Below are 17,692 nucleotides of genomic sequence, written 5' to 3' on the forward strand. Positions count from 1 at the left end.
CCCTACCGGTGCAGATAGGTGCTAACCCCGAGGTAGCGCGTGAAGGCCTCCTGCAAGATTTCAGCGCTGGCAGAGTGGTTCATGGCCACGTGGTGCTCAAAGCCGTTGCGGCAGATCCACGCCAGCAGATTCTCCAGGTGCGGAACCTGAATCACCGCCCGGCAGCCGACGGTATCCAGCGGATCGTCCACCGACTGGCCTTCGCCGACGTAGGCTTTGATCTCGCCGGTGAGATCGTCCGTGCTCAGGCGGAAGTAGGTCAGGTTGCCGCTCTTCAGGCGGCCATGCACCGCCCCGCAGGTGTTCTCTTTCCCGACGGTGGTGCCGATGATATCGGCGGTGCCCATGTGCGGATCCTCAAGGCTGGCCGACGCGAAGTTGCCGCAGTGGAACAGCACGCACTTGTCGCGATCGTCGCCAAAGTTGTTGTTCCAGTCGGCAATGGAGGCCGGACTCATATTACTGCTGGCGAGGGCGTACATCGACAGCGCGCCCATTACATCTACCTCACAGGCGCTGGGCATCAGCTGCCCGGACATAATGCTCATAATCGAGCAGACGTTGATGCCGAGGTTCTCCTGTAGCGATGTCCAGCACTGGATGGCGGTGGTGTCGATATCGTTGGCGATAACCCACTCGCTGATGACCACGAACAGCTTCGCCATGGTGACGATTTTATCTGCCGGGATCCCACTGGCATCGGCGTTGTCGAGCAGCAGGCGGCGTTTCTCATCGACGCGAATATCGTCATCGCGCAGCTGCTTGACCCGGGTAAAGACCTCGGAGAGATCCAGCGTCTCAACCGCAATCCCCAGCCGCTCAAGCAGCTTCTCGCTGTAACGCACGGTGTTGAAGCCAGCCGGGCGTGCGCCGATGGCCCCGACGCGGACGCCGCGCATGCTGCTCACCACGCGGCAGATCTGTTCGAAGCGGCGGAGATCCTGTTCAAATACCTCGCCGCTGAGGGCGCAGACGTGCTGGGTGGTCAGGGTAAAGGGGATGCCGTACTGACGCAGGTTGTTGCAAAGGGAGATCTTGCCGCAGAAGCTGTCCCGGCGCGTCGCCAGTCCCATCTTATCGAGGTTGTCCTCTTCGGCCTGGATCAGTACCGGGACGTTAAGGCCCGAGAGACGCAGGGTCTCAGCTACCGCTTTCTCATCGCCAAAGTTAGGCAGCAGCACCACCACGCCGTGGATCTCATCCCGGTGGGCGCGAAACAGCTCGGCGCAGATTTTTGCATCCTGACGGGTTTCGACCCCGCCCAGCTCGGTCTGCGTATCGTCAAGCATAATGGTGTTGATACCCAGCCGTGCAAAGAGCGTCGTAGCTTGCTCGCGCGCTTCGGCCACCAGATAGCTGGGGAAAAATCCACGGTTGCCGATAATGACGCCCATGGTCAGGTTCTGCGGTATTCGGGACATTGTTCTCTCTCCAGTAATCTTTCTTGAATATATATTCATTTATGATTTATTATTCATTGATGTAAGATATGCCTTCCTTTTCCCTTTGTCACGACGTGTACAGGCAATTTTCTGAGAAAGGAGAAAACGATCACAGTTGCTTCAGCAAGCAAAAAACCAGGGCGTGCTTGTTATCTATTCAGGTATGCATAAAAATAACGGACATAAAATCAAGGGGAATATTATGTCGAAGCAGGATGAACAACGCTTGCTGGTGAAGATCGCCACGCTCTACTACAGCGAAAACAGAAAGCAGTCTGAAATCGCCTCGCTGCTGCACCTGTCACAATCATTTGTCTCACGCGCCCTGACGCGTTGCCAGAAAGAGGGGCTGGTCAAAATTACCGTGGTTCAGCCGACCAATATCTTTGTCGAGCTGGAGAAGGCCATTGAGGAGCGTTTCGGCATTCGTCAGGCCATCGTGGTGGACGTTGGCGAGAACGCCAGCAATGGACAGCTTAAACACGCTATCGGCAGCGCGGCGGCGCACTATGTCGAAACCCGCGTCCGGCCAGAAGATCTGGTGGGCATCTCCTCCTGGAGCAGCACCATTCGCTGCATGGTGGACGAGATGCATCCGCAGAATATCCGCGCGGCCGGGGTCATCCAGCTGCTGGGGGGCGTCGGTCCCAACGGTAACGTGCAGGCGACCATTCTTACCCAGCAGCTGGCGGCGCATCTGGGCTGTCCGGCGTGGCTGCTGCCGTCCCAGAGCATTGAGCACTCGGTGGAGGAGCGCGCCCGGCTGGTTAACAGCCCGGACGTGGCGGCGGCGGTGGCGAAGTTTGATGAGGTAGATGTTGCTATCGTCGGCATCGGTGAGCTGGAGCCGTCTCAGCTGCTGAAAAACTCGGGCAACTACTACAACGAAGAGATGCTGACCCTGCTGGCAGAGCGCGGTGCGGTGGGGGATATCTGCCTGCACTACTACGACGCCGCCGGTAATCCGGTGCTGAGCCAGGAGGAGGATCCGGTGATCGGTATGGAGCTGGCACAGATGCGCGCCTGCCAGCACGTTATCGCCCTGGCGGGCGGCTTAGAGAAAAGCAACGCCATTCGCGGCGCGCTGGAGGGTAACTACATCGATGTGTTAATTACCGACTTCGCGACGGCGCGCAGCCTGATGAAAAAGTAGGGTGAAACTCCCCGGGCCGTATCGCCCGGGAAGAGAGGGCCGGGCGCTACTTGCCCTCCATCACCGCTTTCTGCGCCACCACCGCCGCTTTCTGCTGCATCCGGTTTTGCATCTGGTCGATGATCACCGCCACGATAATCACGATGCCCTTAATCACCATCTGCCAGAATTCACTGACGCCCATCATCACTAGCCCGTCAGCCAGGAAACCGATGACGAAGGCACCGATCAGCGTGCCGAGAATGGTGCCGCGCCCGCCCGCCAGCGAGGTACCACCCAGCACCACCGCCGCGATGGCGTTCATCTCAAAGGCGGTGCCGTTGGCCGGATGGCTGGCCACCAGCTGGGCAGAGACCACGATCCCGGCGATGGCGGCACAGAAGCCGGAGAGCATGTAGACCAGCACCTTAACCTGCTTCACCTTCACGCCGGAGAGTTCGGCGGCGCGCTCGTTATCGCCAATGGCGTAGACGTGGCGGCCAAAGGGCAGGCGACGGGCGACGTAGGCGATAATCAGCGCCAGCACGATCATCATCCAGATTGCCCACGGAATGCCGAACAGCGAGCCGGCCCCAATCTCGTCAAAACCGGTATTGCCCAGCAGCGGGTTTCCGGACAGTCCCGGGAAGGTCTGGCCATCGGAGGTGAGCATCGCCGCACCGCGCAGGACGTACATCGTACCGAGGGTGCAGATAAAGGGCGCGACGTTGTAGCGGGTGATGATCCAGCCGTTCACCCCGCCTATTAGCGCACCGATCAGCAACACCACGGGCACAATCACCCAGACGCTGGGGAAGATAGCGATGCCAAACATCGGCAGTACGATGCCTTTGGTGATCATCCACCCGGCAATCATCCCGCACAGGCCCAGCGTCGCGCCGATGGAGAGGTCGATCCCGGCGGTGATAATAACAAAGGTGATCCCCAGCGCCAGAAAGGCGTTGATGGCGATATGCTTAATCATGATCACCATACTGCCTGCGGACAGAAACCCCGGCACCATCGCGGTGAAGAAGCCGACAATAAGAAAAAGGGCAATAAACGTACGTAGTTTCAACAGAATAAGCAGAATATTCTCGCGGGACAGCGATGCCCCGCCGCGCGGCGTCAACGTGGCCGATTGGACTGTTTTCATTTTAAAACCCCTGAGCACTTGCTGTGACCAGCGCTGATTCTTCGGCTCGATCGCGGACGATATCGGCGGTAAGCTTGCCGCCGGACATCACCAGAATACGATCGGAAACCGCCATGATCTCTTTCAAATCCGAGGTGGAGAAGACCACCGCGATGCCCTGCTGAGAGAGCTGTACCATCATACGGAACACGTCCGCCTTGGCACCGACATCGATACCCCGCGTCGGCTCGTCAAGAAACAACACCTTCGGATTGGTCAGCAGCGAGCGGCCAATCACCACCTTCTGCTGGTTACCGCCGCTCAACGCCTGGATCTCTACCTCCGGTGAGGAGACCTTGATCGACAGGTCGCCAATGGTACCGGCCACGACAGCATCCTCCTCTTTTCTGGCGATGGTCAGCCCGCGCTGGAGGCGTCGCCAGAGGCTGGCGATGGTCAGATTGCTGGCTACCGAGGAGATGGGGAAGATCCCGGTCCGCTTGCGGTCTTCTGGCACCAGGCTCATCCCCATGCGAATGCGGTCGGCGGTCGCCAGCCGCTGGGGGACCGGCTTGCTGTCCAGCCACAGTTTACCGAAGTAGTTGCGCTCGGTGCCCAGCAGACACTCGAACAGTTCGGTGCGTCCGGCCCCCATCAGGCCGTAGATACCGACGATCTCCCCGGCATGCACCTTAAAGCTGACGTCGTTAACCACCGTGTTTCCCGCGGCGTTAACGCAGGTAATGTGCTCCGCCTCCAGCAGCGGGGGACCAAAGGTACGGCCCGGTTCAAGGAAGTTACTTACCGGATCGCTGCCAAGCATCTCGCGGACAATCCACGGCACGTCGATATCTTTTACCTGCGCTTCCGCCTGGAACTTGCCGTCGCGCAGGATGGTAATGACGTCGCCGATGGCCATCAGCTCTTCCAGGCGATGCGAGATATAGATGATAGAGACCCCCTGGCGGGTCAGCTCGCGGATCACGCGAAACAGGATCTCCACTTCGGTTTTACTTAGCGCCGAGGTGGGTTCGTCGAGGATCAGAATGTCCGCATCCTCCGCCAGCGCCTTGGCGATCTCTACCAGCTGCTGCTGGCCCACCTTCAGGTTACCCACCAGATCTTTGGGCGAAATAGGCTGGTCGAGGCGTTGCAGTAGCTCGGCGGTACGGCGCTCCTGCTCGGCCTCGTTGATGGGCGTGACGCCTTTTTGCAACTCGCGGCCAAGAAAGATATTCTCGGCAACGTTCAGGTTCTCAAACAGATTAAGCTCCTGGTGCACCATGCCGATGCCGTGCGCCGCCGCTGCACGGGTGCTCGGAAAGTGCACCGGTTCGCCGTTAAGCAGGATCTCACCGAGGCTGGGCTGCTGCACGCCGGCGAGGATCTTCATTAATGTCGATTTACCAGCCCCGTTCTCGCCAATGATGACGTTAACCTTGCCGCGCCAGACGTTATAGTCAACGTTATCCAGGGCGATGGTGCCGGGGAAGAGCATCGAGATACCACGCGTGCGCAGGATAATGTCATCTACAGGGGTAACGCTCATTACTGTGCCTCCTGTTTAACATCCAGCGCTGCGGCGTCCTGGGCTTTGCCATTGGCCAGCGTCACCGCAAACAGCACGGTGACCGGTTTCCCGTTCCAGCTGGCGTCGATTTTCGGCAGGTGCTTCGCGGCTTCGCGGTTATAGGCGCGAGAGAGCTGGGCAAACTGCACCTGGTTAGTAAAATCTTCAAACTTAAAGCCGGTGGCATCGCGAATGGCGTTGCCGCGCATCACCGGCCCAAGCTGGATGGTCAGCGGCTGGTTGTCGACGGTGAACGTCAGCTTCTGCTCGCGCGCATTACTGACGTCAACCGCGGTGACCGGGCTGGTCAGACGAACAAAAACGCTCTTCGGTGCGCCGCTGGCGGCTTTCAGCTGGCTGGTAAACGCGCTGGCATCCAGCGCGTGTTGGTTAGCGGCATCCATAACGCGGGGCTGCCATGTCTGTTGCGCGATCTGCTGCGGGGTCAGATTGTCGAAACTCTGTTTCGCATTTGGATCGGCAGGCATGATTGGCTTGCCGTTTTCATCCAGATCCACCACCGTGCAGGCCGTTAGCAACAGGGTGGTGCACCCTATCAGCGCGACACCCCATTGTTTTAAGCCCATAGCGCCTCCGCCTTACTCGCCGAGTTTAAACATGTTGAGTTTTTTAGCGTTTGACTCATCGATCAGGACGCAATCCATCAGCTGTTTTTCATCTTTCTGCGCTTTGCCGTTTTTCAGGAAGTAGTCCGCCTGGACAACGGCCATCTGCGCCTGCTCCCAGCCTGGCTGCAGTACGGTGGCTTTGATATTGCCTTTGTTGATAATGGAGTCGCGGGTGTAGTCGCTGCCGTCGAAGCCAACAACGATAACGTTAGTTTTCCCGGCAGCCTTCAGCGCGGCCTCGGCACCTAATGCCATAGTGTCGTTGCCGGAGATGACGCCCACAATGTCTGGGTTGGTCTGCAGAATGGCTTCCATACGGTTAAACGCTTCGGTCTGGCTCCAGTTAGCGGTCTGCTGCGCCACCATTTTCATGTCCGGGTAGTCATCCAGGATATCGTGGTAACCCTGAGAGCGGACGCTGGCATTGGTATCCGACTGGCGGCCCAGCAGTTCAACATATTTACCTTTGCCATCCAGAAGCTTGGCAAACTTTTCAGCCCCGAGCTGCGCACCCTGATAGTTGTTGGAGACAATCTGTGCCACGGCGATGCCGGTTTTGTTAATCTCACGATCGATCAGGAAGGCCGGAACGCCTGCGGCCTTGGCTTTCTCCAGCGGTCCAACGGTGGCGTCAGCCCCGGCATTATCGAGAATAATCGCTTTCGCCTTGCGGGCGATGGCGGTCTCAATTAGCTGGTTTTGCTTGTTTACGTCATCATCATGTGAGGCGACAAGGGTGGTGTACCCCAGCTCTTTGGCTTTCGCCGCCGCGCCGTCGGCCTCTGCTTTAAAGAAAGGGTTGTCGTGTGAAGGGGTAATAATAGCGATCAGTCCATTATCAGCAGCAAACAGCGAACCGGAAGCGGCAATCATGGAAGCGAGCAGGACGGATTTTACAAAGGTAGCGTTCATCGTTTTCTCCACATTGAATATTTATTCAATAATGATTTATTATTCAAATTAACGATAAAGCCGAGTGGGTAAACTGTCTACGGTTTGCGCAGGTAATTTCTTAAAAAGAGAAAAGGATCACGCTCTGTGAGCGGAGAAGAAGCGTGTGAAATGGTGAAAGGCCGGGTACATCCGTCATTGCCCGGCCTGTTTCTAAAGCCCGATCGGCGCTACGGCTGGGGTAGTTCGCACTCTTTGATATTCGCGATGGGACCGAGGATGGCGTTATCAAATGGCTGAAGCGCTTGACCACGCTCAACGCGTAATGGCCAGTCATGGTTAGCCAGCGCCCCGCGCCCCAGGGCGATAAAGTTTGCTCCGCAATTCATTACCTCCAGCGCTTTTTCTGTATCTTGCAGGCTGCCGTTAGCCATAATCGTCAACTCTGGCGCATATTTTCGTGCAAGAGCAACAAGCGACAGCGGACTATCTGCAAAGGCAGGCTGCCACGCTTCGTACTCGGTCAGATGCAGATAGTCCAGACCTGCATTGGCAAGTAACGTGAATACCGTCCGGGCATCCTCTTCACCGTTGGCCCACTTATGGAAGAAGTCATTAACTTTGCCCTGTGAGATGCGGATCCCTACGGGGACGCTCTGACCTATGCGTGCTCTGACAGCCTTGATCGTCTCCAGGCTGAGGGTGAGCCGTCCAGCGATGTCCCCGCCCCATCTGTCGGTACGCAGGTTGGTGTAGTCGGTAAAGAATTGATCAAGCAAATAACCGTTCGCCCCGTGGATCTCTACGCCATCAAAACCGGCTTCCTCAACCGCGCGTGCTGCGGCATCGGCAAAGCTGGCAATAATGCCGAGGATCTCCGCCTCTGCCAGCTCTCGCGGAACAGGATACTCACCTTCGCCCCGATAAAATGACATCTGCTTCCCGACAGGACGAATTGCTGAGGGCCCAACGGTGCCCTCCTCGAAATTGTTACCCTGCGAGAGCGCACCAGCGTGCTGGATCTGGGCGAAAATATGACCTCCCTGACCATGGACAGCCTCAACAATCTCTCTCCAGGCGGCAGACTGTCTGGCGCTGGTCAATCCGGCCTGATAGGCATAGGTCTGTGACCAGGCGGTATCAATATAGATGCCTTCGGTAATAACAAGAGCAAATCCTCCCCGCGCAAAATCTTCGTAGTAGGCTTTCATGCGCTCGCTGGCAACGCCATCAACAGACGCCGTGACGCGCGTCATCGGGGCTACAACCAACCTGTTACGCAGTGATAGCGTGCCGATCGGGTATGAACTGAACAGGGGTGATGCTTTCATGTTAAAACTCCTGATGAGTATTAAATCAAAAAAGCAATATAATGGTTGTATCTTCAGGTATAAACTGGCGGAAATGATACGTCGGTATAACATTATTCGTTATAAAGAGGGTTTATGCATCTGCAGGATGTCTCGCTCTTTCTTACGATTTGCGAAACCCGCAGCCTGGCGAAAGCGGCGCGCCGACTCGACATGTCATCTATGGCTGTTTCAAGGCGGCTCGCAGGCCTTGAGCAAGAGCTGGGAGTCCGCCTTCTGCAACGAACAACGCGTTCGGTGTCATTGACCGAAGAGGGAACTGAGTTCCTTCCCTACGCCCGGGCGCTTGTAGAGGCGGAGGAGGGAGCAAAATCGCTGTTTTCCGGCAAAACAGCGGGTGCTATTGGGCTATTACGGGTTACAGCGCCCTCTGGATTTGGGCGACGAAACATTTTGCCGCTGATCCCAGGGCTATTGTCTGCTAACCCGAAACTCAACGTTGATCTTCAGCTAAGTGAAGATGTGGTAGACATTGTCGGCGGCGGTATTGACGTAGCAATACGCATTGCGCCGCTGCGTGACTCAACGCTGATTGCACATAAAATTACGGATAATCCGCGGATTATTTGTGCTTCACCGACCTATCTTCAACGCCACGGACAGCCTGAAATGCTTCGGCAGCTAGGCGATCACCCCTGTCTGCGCTTAACCAGCGTGCCGCAGTGGACATTCGAAGCTGGTGGACAAAACACAAGCATCAGCGTTGAAGGCCGTTTCAGTTCAAATAATGTAGAGGGCGTCAGGGAGCTGTGTGTTCAGGGTATGGGTCTTGCTCAGCTTACCCGCTGGGATGTTATGAAGGAGATTGATGATGGGTCACTGGTAGAAATAGCCCTCAGCGATGCTCAACCGCAGATGTTGTCGGTGTGGGCGCTGCTGCCTACGACCCGCTATTTACCGCAGCGAGCCAGCCTGTTTATTGAGGCATTAAAAACGTCACTTAAGCCGAAAAAATAAAACCGCCGAAGCGGTTTTATTCTGCGACCAGCCACATATCGGCCTCTTCAAACATCTCTTCCAGCATGCGGTTCAGTTTCTCTCTGTCGCTTTTGCTGGCGTCGCTGTTAAGCCCGTTGGCCTGCATCGGTTTGACCCGCACCTCGGCGTCCGGGAAGATGCGGTGAACCCGGCGCGTCAGCTCGTCCAGGATAATTTCACGCGCGCCCGGCAGCCCGGCCACGTTTCGCTTGTCATACACTAATTCAACAAACACACATCCACCTTCGAAGCCTGGTTATATATACAGGCGTTACTATAGAAGGCTTGCCAGCCGAGGTAAAGCAAAATACGTCGCTTCCGGGTTGCGCTTTATCACGTTCATAGTTAAAGCTTTAGTGTCGGTATGACGCATGTACAGGAGCAACGTTGATGAAAATTGTTTGTCTGGGGTGGGGATCGCTGGTCTGGAAATCGGGTGACCTACCCGTGGCGGGTGAATGGCACACTGACGGCCCGGCGCTGCCCATTGAGTTTACGCGCGTCAGCGACGGTGGGGAGCTGGCCACCGCTATCTGCCTTAACGCAGACCCTGTACCGGTGCTCTGGGCGACGCTGGCGACCCACTCCCTCAGCGAGGCGTGCCAGGCGCTGCGCGAACGGGAAGGGATCCCGGCGAAGCGGGTGGACGGTGTTGGGTCGCTACATATTTCTCCTCAGACCACGGGCCTGCTCGCAGACTGGGCGCGTGCGCGTGGTATCGATGCGCTTATCTGGACGGCGCTACCGGCGCGAGTAGACGCCATCGAGGGCAAAATCCCGACTACGGAAGCCGCTATTGCTTATCTCAGGGAGCTGACGGGGGAAGTGCGTGAGCATGCCAAAAATTATATCCAGCAGGTGCCAGACCAGATTGATACGGCCTACCGGCGTGAAATCAGAGCGGCGTTAGGGTGGTAGAAGATCCACGCTCCCCCGCGTTTGCGGGGGAGGCGAGGGGAATCAGACGTTTTTGCGCTCGATAGTTTGTTCGCCCCAGAACAGCGAATCAGCATCGGTTTTCTTGAAGGCGCGAATCAGCACTTCGTCGCTTCCCTCTTCCCAGATCTGCTCTGCCAGCTTCTCGTCATAGTTGGCAACTTCAAAAATGGCTTCGGCAATTTCTGGCGAAGTATTACGGATACTTGCCCATTCGCCGACGTGATGAGCTTTTGCTTCCTGATTTGGCATCTTACTTCTCCTGTTAGGGTTAACCTTTTAACTTAACGGTCAGGCCGGCCACGTACTCGCCCTGATAGCGGGCGATGGCCAGCTCTTCCTCGCTGGGTTGACGAGAACCGTCGCCACCCGCAATGGTCGTCGCGCCGTATGGCGTGCCGCCGCGAACCTCAGAAATATCGAACAGCTCTTTTGTGCCATAGCCAATCGGCACAATCACCATTCCATGATGTGCAAGCGTAGTCCATGTAGAGGTAATTGTGTGTTCCTGGCCGCCGCCGGTACCGGTCGAGCTGAACACGCTGGCAACTTTGCCATAGAGGGCACCGGACGCCCACAGGCCACCGGTCTGGTCAAAAAAGGTACGCATCTGTCCGGACATGTTGCCGAACCGCGTTGGCGTACCCACAATAATCGCGTCGTAGTCGGCCAGCTCCTGCGGTGTAGCAACCGGGGCTGCCTGCGCTTTTCCGCCCGATTTTTCGAACAGCTCTTGCGGCATGGTCTCTGGTACGCGCTTAACTACGACCTCCACGCCCCCCACCTTGCCTGCGCCTTCTGCCACGGCATGGGCGAGGGTTTCAATGTGCCCGTACATGGAATAATAGAGAACCAAAACTTTTGCCATCTTTTCACTCCTCGGTTGCCCTTACAGTATATTTAAAGATATGCCGTCAGGCTGAGAGTGCAAATCAGATCGCGCTTATTTTGCAAAGGGATTAGCCTGCAAAGGGTGCAAGCTAATCCCGAAGCGCAGAGGAGGGGCAATTTATTTTGTCATTTTCTGTAACAAGTTTACCGCGTGCGCTTCTGAACGGGTTCGATATTTAATATCAATATCCAGAGAGACGTTTGACGATAAATTTAACACCGTTGTCTGACCGTAGCACTCCATATTGCTGCTCAGAAGATCGCCGGATAATACCTTGCAGCCGCTGAGAGTCGTCGCAAGCGTAAATTCCCCTTTTTCATTAAGCGTACACAGGCAACCGGTATTGACGTTGTAATGAATAATGATGCTGCACAATTCAATCCTCCTGTTGGATGTATTTGCTGAAAATCAGCCGCTATTTTGCCGGACGCAGCGCCGGGAAAAGGATCACATCGCGAATAGAAGCGGCGTTGGTAAACAGCATCACCATGCGATCGATGCCGATGCCTAACCCGGCCGTGGGGGGTAACCCATGCTCAAGGGCCGCAACGTAGTCCTCATCGTAAAACATCGCCTCGTCATCCCCGGCTTCTTTGGCAACGACCTGCTCTCTAAAGCGCTCGGCCTGATCCTCGGCGTCGTTAAGCTCGGAAAAACCGTTGCCTATCTCTCTGCCGCCAATGAAAAACTCAAAGCGATCGGTGATCTCCGGGTTAACATCGTTTCTGCGTGCCAGCGGTGAGACCTCCGCCGGATACTCAGTAATAAACGTGGGCTGGATCAGCTGTTTCTCGGCGACGGCATCAAACAGCTCGGTTATCACGCGGCCATGACCCCAGCCCGCTTCAACATCAATACCCAGACGCTCAGCGAGATGCCGCGCCGCATCCGGTGTCGCCAGATCCGCAGGCACAATACCCTCACCATAGCGGAGGATCGCCTCGGTCATCGTCAGGCGAACAAAGGGCTGGGCAAAGTCAAACGTCCAGTCGCCATACTGTACGGTCGTAGTTCCTAACACCGTCTCGGCAACGTGGCGGAAGAGCGCCTCGGTAAAGGCGATCAGGTCGTTGTAGTCGGCATAGGCCTCGTACATCTCCATCATCGTAAATTCAGGATTATGGCGAACGGATATTCCCTCGTTGCGAAAATTGCGGTTGATTTCGAACACCTTCTCGAAGCCGCCGACCACCAGCCTTTTCAGATACAGCTCAGGTGAAATACGCAGGTACATCTGCTGGTCAAGGGCATTGTGGTGGGTCATAAAAGGCCTGGCAGATGCGCCGCCGGGAATAGGCTGCATCATCGGCGTCTCCACTTCTAAGAAGCCGCGTGCCTGCATAAACGCCCGAATAGCGCTAAGAATTTTAGAGCGGGTGATAAAGGTACGGCGGGTGCCGTCGTTGACGATCAGATCCAGATAACGCTGCCGGTAGCGCATCTCCCGATCCGCTAAGCCGTGGAATTTATCCGGCAGTGGCCGCAGGGCTTTGGTCAGCGGTGCGATCCGGATGGCGTGCAGCGTTAGCTCGCCGGTCTGGGTTTTAAACAGCGTACCCTCAACGCCAACGATATCGCCCAGATCGCAGCGTCGGATGTGCTGCTGGTAGGCTTCCTCACCTAACGAGGATTGGGCCGCGTAGATCTGAATTTTCCCGCCGCCGTCCTGCAGGACCAGAAAGGCTGCTTTGCCCATGATCCGGCGCGACATGACACGACCGGCTATGGCTACCTGAACGTTTTCAGCCTGTAGCGTTGCGGCCTCACAATCTGCATAGCGCGCAGAGAGGAGATCTGCGGTACTATTCCGGCGAAAATCATTTGGAAAAGCGACACCCTCCTGGCGTAGCTGCGCCAGTTTCTCGCGCCGCACCTCCCGCTCACCCGTTAACTCCTGTTCAACCACTGCTCTCTCTTCGCTCATAGCCGCTCCATGTGTATCGCTGTTTGCATAACAATCTACGACCGGGCAGCAGGCAAAAGCAAGCGTTTTTATCTATAATGAGATCAAAATGATCTTAATTAGGGTTAGTTGAACCGTTAATAGCCTCTCTATCCGTTGCGTTTGATCTTCTCAATAAGCGTTATCGCTTCCTGAGTAAAGCGGGCTTTTTCGCTGGTGGAGAGCGAAGCGATATGACGCGCCAGGGGGCCAAAGACCTCGGCATGGCTCATGATCCCCTGAACACCCTCTTTGTGAATAACACGCAGCAGCGCTTCACGCTCGTTATCATCCAGCGACGAGTAGACCATTGACCAGGCGAACTGCAGCGGGTCGTCAACCGGCCTGGGCGTAATGTGCCACTTCACCTCTGTCTCATTGAGATCCCGTGGCTGCCGCTGAGTGCCGCCGTAGGCCAGCCACTCCAGAGAGACGTTCTCCCGTTCGGCAATCTTTATTGCAACGTTGAAAGAGGGATCGGTTCCCCGGCTGATGTAGTTATTCAGCGTGGAGTAAGGGAGCTGCCACTCTTCTGCGGCGGCACGGGTGCTGCGGTTACCAATCAGTAGCCTTAGCCTGTCCGCCAGCGTCTCCTGCCCAGCTGTACGGTATGAAATTGTCTCTTCGCCTTCCATTGTTAGTCCATCCGCGACGGTTTAGGTAGTCTGATCTCCATAGAGACCATAAAACGAGTTTGCAATCACAAATTTTTCAGATAACGCTTTTATTCATCTCAAAAGAGATCAATGATGCAACCACGTTATCACCTGGTGATTAACGTTCGGGATTATCCCATAGGGTTGAAAAAGAGGTTAGATGAATTATGAGTAAAGTTGAAGCCACGCAGACGGACTGGTGTCGTATCGACATTGTCGCCGCGCTTCACAAGCGCGGCTACTCAATACGCGAGCTGTCGATTCAGGCCGGTCTCAAACCGGACACCTTAAAAAACGTGCTCTCACGCGCCTACCCAAAAGCAGAACGCATTATTGCCGACGCCATTGGCGTAGAACCTGCGCAGATCTGGCCTAGCCGATATGCCAAGCAGAAGGAAACGCACTGACAAAGGCATTTGCTGGCGGAATATAAAATACCGCCGTGCCGTGAAGACTACAGCGCAGTAAAACAAAATTATTTTCATCAGGGCAGTAATTAACGATTACTGGCGATCTATTTTTATATCTGTAAGAGGGCATTATGAGTCAGCCTGGAAATAAAATGGGTGTGCTCCAACTCACTATATTAACCGCGGTTAATATGATGGGTTCTGGAATTATTATGCTGCCGACCAAATTAGCCGAGGTCGGAACAATATCAATTCTGTCGTGGTTAGTTACGGCATTAGGATCGCTGGCACTGGCCTACGCGTTCTCTAAGTGTGGCCTGTTTAGCCAAAAGAGCGGTGGCATGGGAGGCTATGCAGAATATGCATTTGGTAAGTCCGGGAATTTTATTTCCAACTATACCTACGCCATTAGCCTGTTAATAGCCAATATTGCCATTGCTATCTCTGCGGTAGGCTACGGCAGTGATTTTCTCGGCATCGTTCTCTCCCCGGTAGGCGCGTGTATGGCAACCATCGGCGTTATTTGGGTGACCACGATCTGTAACTTCGGCGGAGCAAAAATCACTGGCCGTATTGGCTCCGTGACCGTCTGGGGCGTGATCATTCCGGTAGTGGGGCTGAGCGTGTTCGGCTGGTTCTGGTTTAAGCCTTCGCTCTATATTAGCGCCTGGAATCCTAATAACAGCAGCTTCTTCTCAGCGGTCTCGACCTCTATTTCAATGACGCTGTGGGCGTTTTTGGGCCTCGAGTCAGCCTGTGCGAATATGGATGCGGTTGAGAATCCGCAAAAGAACGTTCCCATCGCCGTATTTGGCGGCACCCTGACCTGCGCCGTGATCTATATCCTCTCAACGAACGTCATCTCCGGCATTGTCCCGAATGCCGATCTGCTTAACTCCACCGCACCCTTTGGCCTGGCCTATGCCAGCATGTTTACTCCCTTCGTAGGCAAGGTAGTTATGCTGCTGATGACCCTGGCCTGTATCGGCTCCCTTTTAGGGTGGCAGTTTACCGTGGGCCGTGTCTTTAAATCGTCGGCGGATATCGGCTACTTCCCGCGCATATTCTCCCGCGTCACTAAAGCAGATGCCCCCGTTGTTGGCATGATCGTTCTCGGCATCATCCAAACCCTGCTGGCGCTAATGACGATTAGCCCCTCACTGAATAAACAGTTTAACAGCCTGGTCAACCTGGCGGTCATTACCAACCTTATTCCCTATGTCCTCTCAATGGCCGCGCTTATTCCCATGCAGCGTCTGGCGGGGGTCACCAAATCCCAGTTCAGAATCAATGCCTGTACCGCCCTGATCGGCACCGTCTACAGCTTCTATGCCCTCTACGCATCCGGAGAAGAGGCAATGATGCTTGGCGCACTCACCACGTTCGCAGGCTGGTCATTCTGGGGAATTTTTATTGATAAGCAAGACAAACACACTCTGATAAATAAATAAGGATATTAAAATGAAGACCATAGCAATAATGAATCACCCTGACGTTATTTTTAAAGAGACCGCATTGCAGGAGCTGGGCCAGCGCTTACGTGCCATGGATTTTCGTATTCTCTATCCGGAGGATGCAGACGATCTGCTCGGGCTCATTAACAATAACGCCAAAATATGTGGCGCGATCGTAGACTGGGATTGCTATAACCTGAGTCTGACTCAGCAGATAAGCGCGCTGAACGATCGTCTACCGATCTATATGTTTGCCAATAAGAACAGCGCGCTTGATCTCACCCTGCGCGACTTAGATACCAATATTCACTTTTTTGAATATGCGCTCGACGTGGCCTGCGATATTGCCAATAAGATCCAGCAGGTCACGGAAGCCTATTACGATAAAATTTTGCCCCCGCTGACAAAGGCGCTCTTTAACTATGTCAACGCGGGGAAATACACCTTCTGTACCCCTGGCCATATGTCGGGAACCGCGTTCCAGAAGAGTCCGGTCGGCAGCCTCTTTTATGATTTCTTTGGTGCCAACACCATGAAATCGGATATCTCGGTATCGGTGTCGGAACTGGGTTCGCTACTGGATCACTCTGGTCCCCACAGAGAGGCAGAGGAGTATATCGCCCGCACCTTTAACGCTGAACGTAGCTATATGGTGACCAACGGCACCTCCACGGCCAATAAAATTGTTGGCATGTATTCAGCGCCGGTTAAAAGTACGGTGCTGATCGATCGTAACTGCCATAAATCCCTGACTCATCTGCTGATGATGAGTGACGTGACCCCCATCTATTTGCGGCCTACCCGTAACGCTTTTGGCATTCTGGGCGGCATTCCGCAGAGCGAGTTTTCACGCGCCTCTATTCAGCAGAAGGTGGATGCGACGCCGGGTGCAAACTGGCCCGTACACGCGGTGATCACCAACTCTACTTACGATGGCCTGCTCTATGACACCGACTATATCAAGCAAAACCTGGAGGTGAACTCGATCCACTTTGATTCCGCCTGGGTGCCCTACACCAACTTTAGCCCTATCTATAAAGGGCTGTGCGGCATGAGCGGCGAGCGCACAGCGGGCAAGGTGATCTATGAAACGCAGTCAACCCATAAGCTGCTGGCGGCGTTTTCACAGGCGTCCATGATCCATATTAAAGGCGACTTCAACGAAGAGACGTTTAACGAATCCTTTATGATGCACACCTCAACCTCGCCACACTACGGGATCGTCGCCTCCATCGAGACCGCGGCGGCGATGATGGAGGGCAGCGCCGGGAAGCGGCTGGTGCAGGACTCCATCAAGCGCGCCATCTCCTTCCGCCAGGAGATTAAAAAGCTCCGCACCGAATGCGACGGCTGGTTCTTCGACGTCTGGCAACCGGAAGATATCAGCACTACCGAGTGCTGGCCGCTGAAGGGGGAGGAGACTTGGCACGGCTTCAGAGACATAGATGACAACCATATGCACCTGGATCCAGTGAAGGTGACGCTGTTAACGCCGGGGTTGAATAAGCAGGGTGAGATGACGGAGCGCGGTATTCCGGCATGGATCGTCTCGAAGTATCTCGACTATCACGGCATTGTGGTTGAGAAGACGGGTCCCTATAACCTGCTGTTCCTCTTCAGCATTGGTATCGATGAAACTAAAGCGTTAAGCCTGCTGCGCGCTCTAACTGACTTTAAGCGCGAGTACGACAGCAACCAGCTTATTAAGGAGATGATGCCAGCGCTCTACGCTCTTGACCCGGATTTCTATAAGGAGATGCGTATTCAGGAGCTGGCTCAGGGAATGCATGAGGTAATTGGCAAGCATAACCTGCCTGAGCTGATGTATCGCGCTTTCGAGACCCTGCCGAAAATGGTAATGAATCCATGGGCTGCCTGGCAAAAAGAGCTGAACGGTGAAGTCGAAGAGGTTTACATCGATGAGATGATTGGCCGCGTCAATGCCAACATGATCCTGCCGTATCCGCCAGGGGTGCCGCTGGTAATGCCAGGCGAAATGCTGACGGAAAATAACCGCCCGGTGCTGGAGTTTATTCAAATGCTGTGCGAGATCGGTTCACACTATCCAGGTTTTGAGACCGACATCCATGGCGCATACCGTAAGGCAGACGGCAGATACACAATAAAGGTATTAAAAAACAGCCACTAACATGGCTTCAGGCACAACAGCGGCGGGTGTCATGCCCGCCAACGCAAACAGGGTAACAGGCTGTTGCAAATTGACACACTTTTGGTCGGCATATTTTCATAAGAGA

17 protein-coding genes are annotated in these 17,692 nt (G+C 55.0%); 6 read left to right on the forward strand and 11 right to left on the reverse strand.

Annotated elements, in window-relative coordinates:
* Positions 1 to 2: 2 nt before the first annotated feature.
* Positions 3 to 1,421 carry an L-fucose/L-arabinose isomerase family protein gene (locus tag RTN40_RS14925; RefSeq protein ID WP_312229138.1) on the reverse strand — a complete coding sequence of 473 codons (1,419 nt, stop codon included), beginning with the start codon at positions 1,419 to 1,421 and terminating at the stop codon, positions 3 to 5.
* Positions 1,422 to 1,644: 223 nt separating this feature from the next.
* On the opposite strand from RTN40_RS14925, the gene RTN40_RS14930 reads away from it, so the two are divergent.
* On the forward strand, positions 1,645 to 2,595 hold the full coding sequence (locus RTN40_RS14930) for a sugar-binding transcriptional regulator (RefSeq protein ID WP_312229139.1): 951 nt from the start codon (positions 1,645 to 1,647) through the stop codon (positions 2,593 to 2,595).
* A gap of 46 nt (positions 2,596 to 2,641) precedes the next feature.
* On the opposite strand, the gene RTN40_RS14935 is transcribed toward RTN40_RS14930, so the two are convergent.
* The 5 genes from RTN40_RS14935 to RTN40_RS14955 form a co-directional block, all read right to left on the reverse strand.
* On the reverse strand, positions 2,642 to 3,730 hold the full coding sequence (locus RTN40_RS14935) for an ABC transporter permease (RefSeq protein ID WP_312229140.1): 1,089 nt from the start codon (positions 3,728 to 3,730) through the stop codon (positions 2,642 to 2,644).
* Between the two features lies 1 nt (position 3,731).
* A complete protein-coding gene (locus RTN40_RS14940; RefSeq protein WP_312229141.1) occupies positions 3,732 to 5,258 on the reverse strand; it encodes a sugar ABC transporter ATP-binding protein in 1,527 nt (508 codons plus the stop codon).
* Entirely contained in the window at positions 5,258 to 5,866 is a 609-nt protein-coding gene (locus RTN40_RS14945) for a DUF2291 family protein (RefSeq protein ID WP_312229142.1), read from the reverse strand. The genes RTN40_RS14940 and RTN40_RS14945 overlap by 1 nt, the downstream gene beginning before the upstream one ends.
* Before the next feature lie 12 nt (positions 5,867 to 5,878).
* Positions 5,879 to 6,820 (reverse strand): D-ribose ABC transporter substrate-binding protein, encoded by a 942-nt coding sequence (locus RTN40_RS14950; protein ID WP_312210603.1) that lies wholly within the window; start codon positions 6,818 to 6,820, stop codon positions 5,879 to 5,881.
* Positions 6,821 to 7,029: 209 nt separating this feature from the next.
* Positions 7,030 to 8,130 (reverse strand): NADH:flavin oxidoreductase, encoded by a 1,101-nt coding sequence (locus RTN40_RS14955; RefSeq protein WP_312229143.1) that lies wholly within the window; start codon positions 8,128 to 8,130, stop codon positions 7,030 to 7,032.
* Positions 8,131 to 8,244: 114 nt separating this feature from the next.
* On the opposite strand from RTN40_RS14955, the gene RTN40_RS14960 reads away from it, so the two are divergent.
* Entirely contained in the window at positions 8,245 to 9,126 is an 882-nt protein-coding gene (locus RTN40_RS14960) for a LysR family transcriptional regulator (protein WP_312229144.1), read from the forward strand.
* Between the two features lie 16 nt (positions 9,127 to 9,142).
* Here RTN40_RS14960 and RTN40_RS14965 read toward each other — a convergent pair whose 3' ends face one another.
* The gene (locus RTN40_RS14965) at positions 9,143 to 9,382 is read right to left on the reverse strand and encodes a DinI family protein (protein ID WP_103819550.1); all 240 of its coding nucleotides are present in this window, start codon (positions 9,380 to 9,382) and stop codon (positions 9,143 to 9,145) included.
* Positions 9,383 to 9,537: 155 nt separating this feature from the next.
* Here RTN40_RS14965 and RTN40_RS14970 point away from each other — a divergent pair, with 155 nt between their 5' ends.
* Positions 9,538 to 10,065: a hypothetical protein gene (locus tag RTN40_RS14970; RefSeq protein ID WP_312229145.1), complete on the forward strand. Its 528-nt coding sequence runs from the start codon at positions 9,538 to 9,540 to the stop codon at positions 10,063 to 10,065.
* Positions 10,066 to 10,107: 42 nt separating this feature from the next.
* Here the strand turns inward: RTN40_RS14970 and RTN40_RS14975 are convergent, their stop codons facing one another.
* The 4 genes from RTN40_RS14975 to RTN40_RS14990 all read right to left on the reverse strand — a co-directional run bounded on the left by RTN40_RS14975 (position 10,108) and on the right by RTN40_RS14990 (position 13,552).
* Positions 10,108 to 10,335 (reverse strand): YccJ family protein, encoded by a 228-nt coding sequence (locus RTN40_RS14975; RefSeq protein WP_312229146.1) that lies wholly within the window; start codon positions 10,333 to 10,335, stop codon positions 10,108 to 10,110.
* A 19-nt stretch (positions 10,336 to 10,354) separates the two neighbouring features.
* On the reverse strand, positions 10,355 to 10,951 hold the full coding sequence (gene wrbA / locus RTN40_RS14980; protein ID WP_312229147.1) for an NAD(P)H:quinone oxidoreductase: 597 nt from the start codon (positions 10,949 to 10,951) through the stop codon (positions 10,355 to 10,357).
* A 439-nt stretch (positions 10,952 to 11,390) separates the two neighbouring features.
* Positions 11,391 to 12,899 (reverse strand): lysine--tRNA ligase, encoded by a 1,509-nt coding sequence (gene lysS / locus RTN40_RS14985; protein ID WP_312229148.1) that lies wholly within the window; start codon positions 12,897 to 12,899, stop codon positions 11,391 to 11,393.
* Between the two features lie 128 nt (positions 12,900 to 13,027).
* The gene (locus RTN40_RS14990) at positions 13,028 to 13,552 is read right to left on the reverse strand and encodes a helix-turn-helix domain-containing protein (protein ID WP_312229149.1); all 525 of its coding nucleotides are present in this window, start codon (positions 13,550 to 13,552) and stop codon (positions 13,028 to 13,030) included.
* 188 nt (positions 13,553 to 13,740) lie between these two features.
* On the opposite strand from RTN40_RS14990, the gene RTN40_RS14995 reads away from it, so the two are divergent.
* The 3 genes from RTN40_RS14995 (at position 13,741) to cadA (ending at position 17,586) form a co-directional block, all read left to right on the forward strand.
* Entirely contained in the window at positions 13,741 to 13,980 is a 240-nt protein-coding gene (locus RTN40_RS14995; RefSeq protein ID WP_312229150.1) for a helix-turn-helix domain-containing protein, read from the forward strand.
* Between the two features lie 134 nt (positions 13,981 to 14,114).
* Positions 14,115 to 15,434 (forward strand): putrescine-ornithine antiporter, encoded by a 1,320-nt coding sequence (gene potE, locus RTN40_RS15000; protein ID WP_312229151.1) that lies wholly within the window; start codon positions 14,115 to 14,117, stop codon positions 15,432 to 15,434.
* 10 nt (positions 15,435 to 15,444) lie between these two features.
* Positions 15,445 to 17,586, forward strand: coding sequence for a lysine decarboxylase (gene cadA / locus RTN40_RS15005; protein WP_312229152.1), 2,142 nt, complete (start codon positions 15,445 to 15,447; stop codon positions 17,584 to 17,586).
* Positions 17,587 to 17,692: the final 106 nt, after the last annotated feature.

The sequence above is a fragment of the Pseudescherichia sp. genome, from assembly GCF_031987975.1.
GTDB lineage: Bacteria > Pseudomonadota > Gammaproteobacteria > Enterobacterales > Enterobacteriaceae > Pseudescherichia.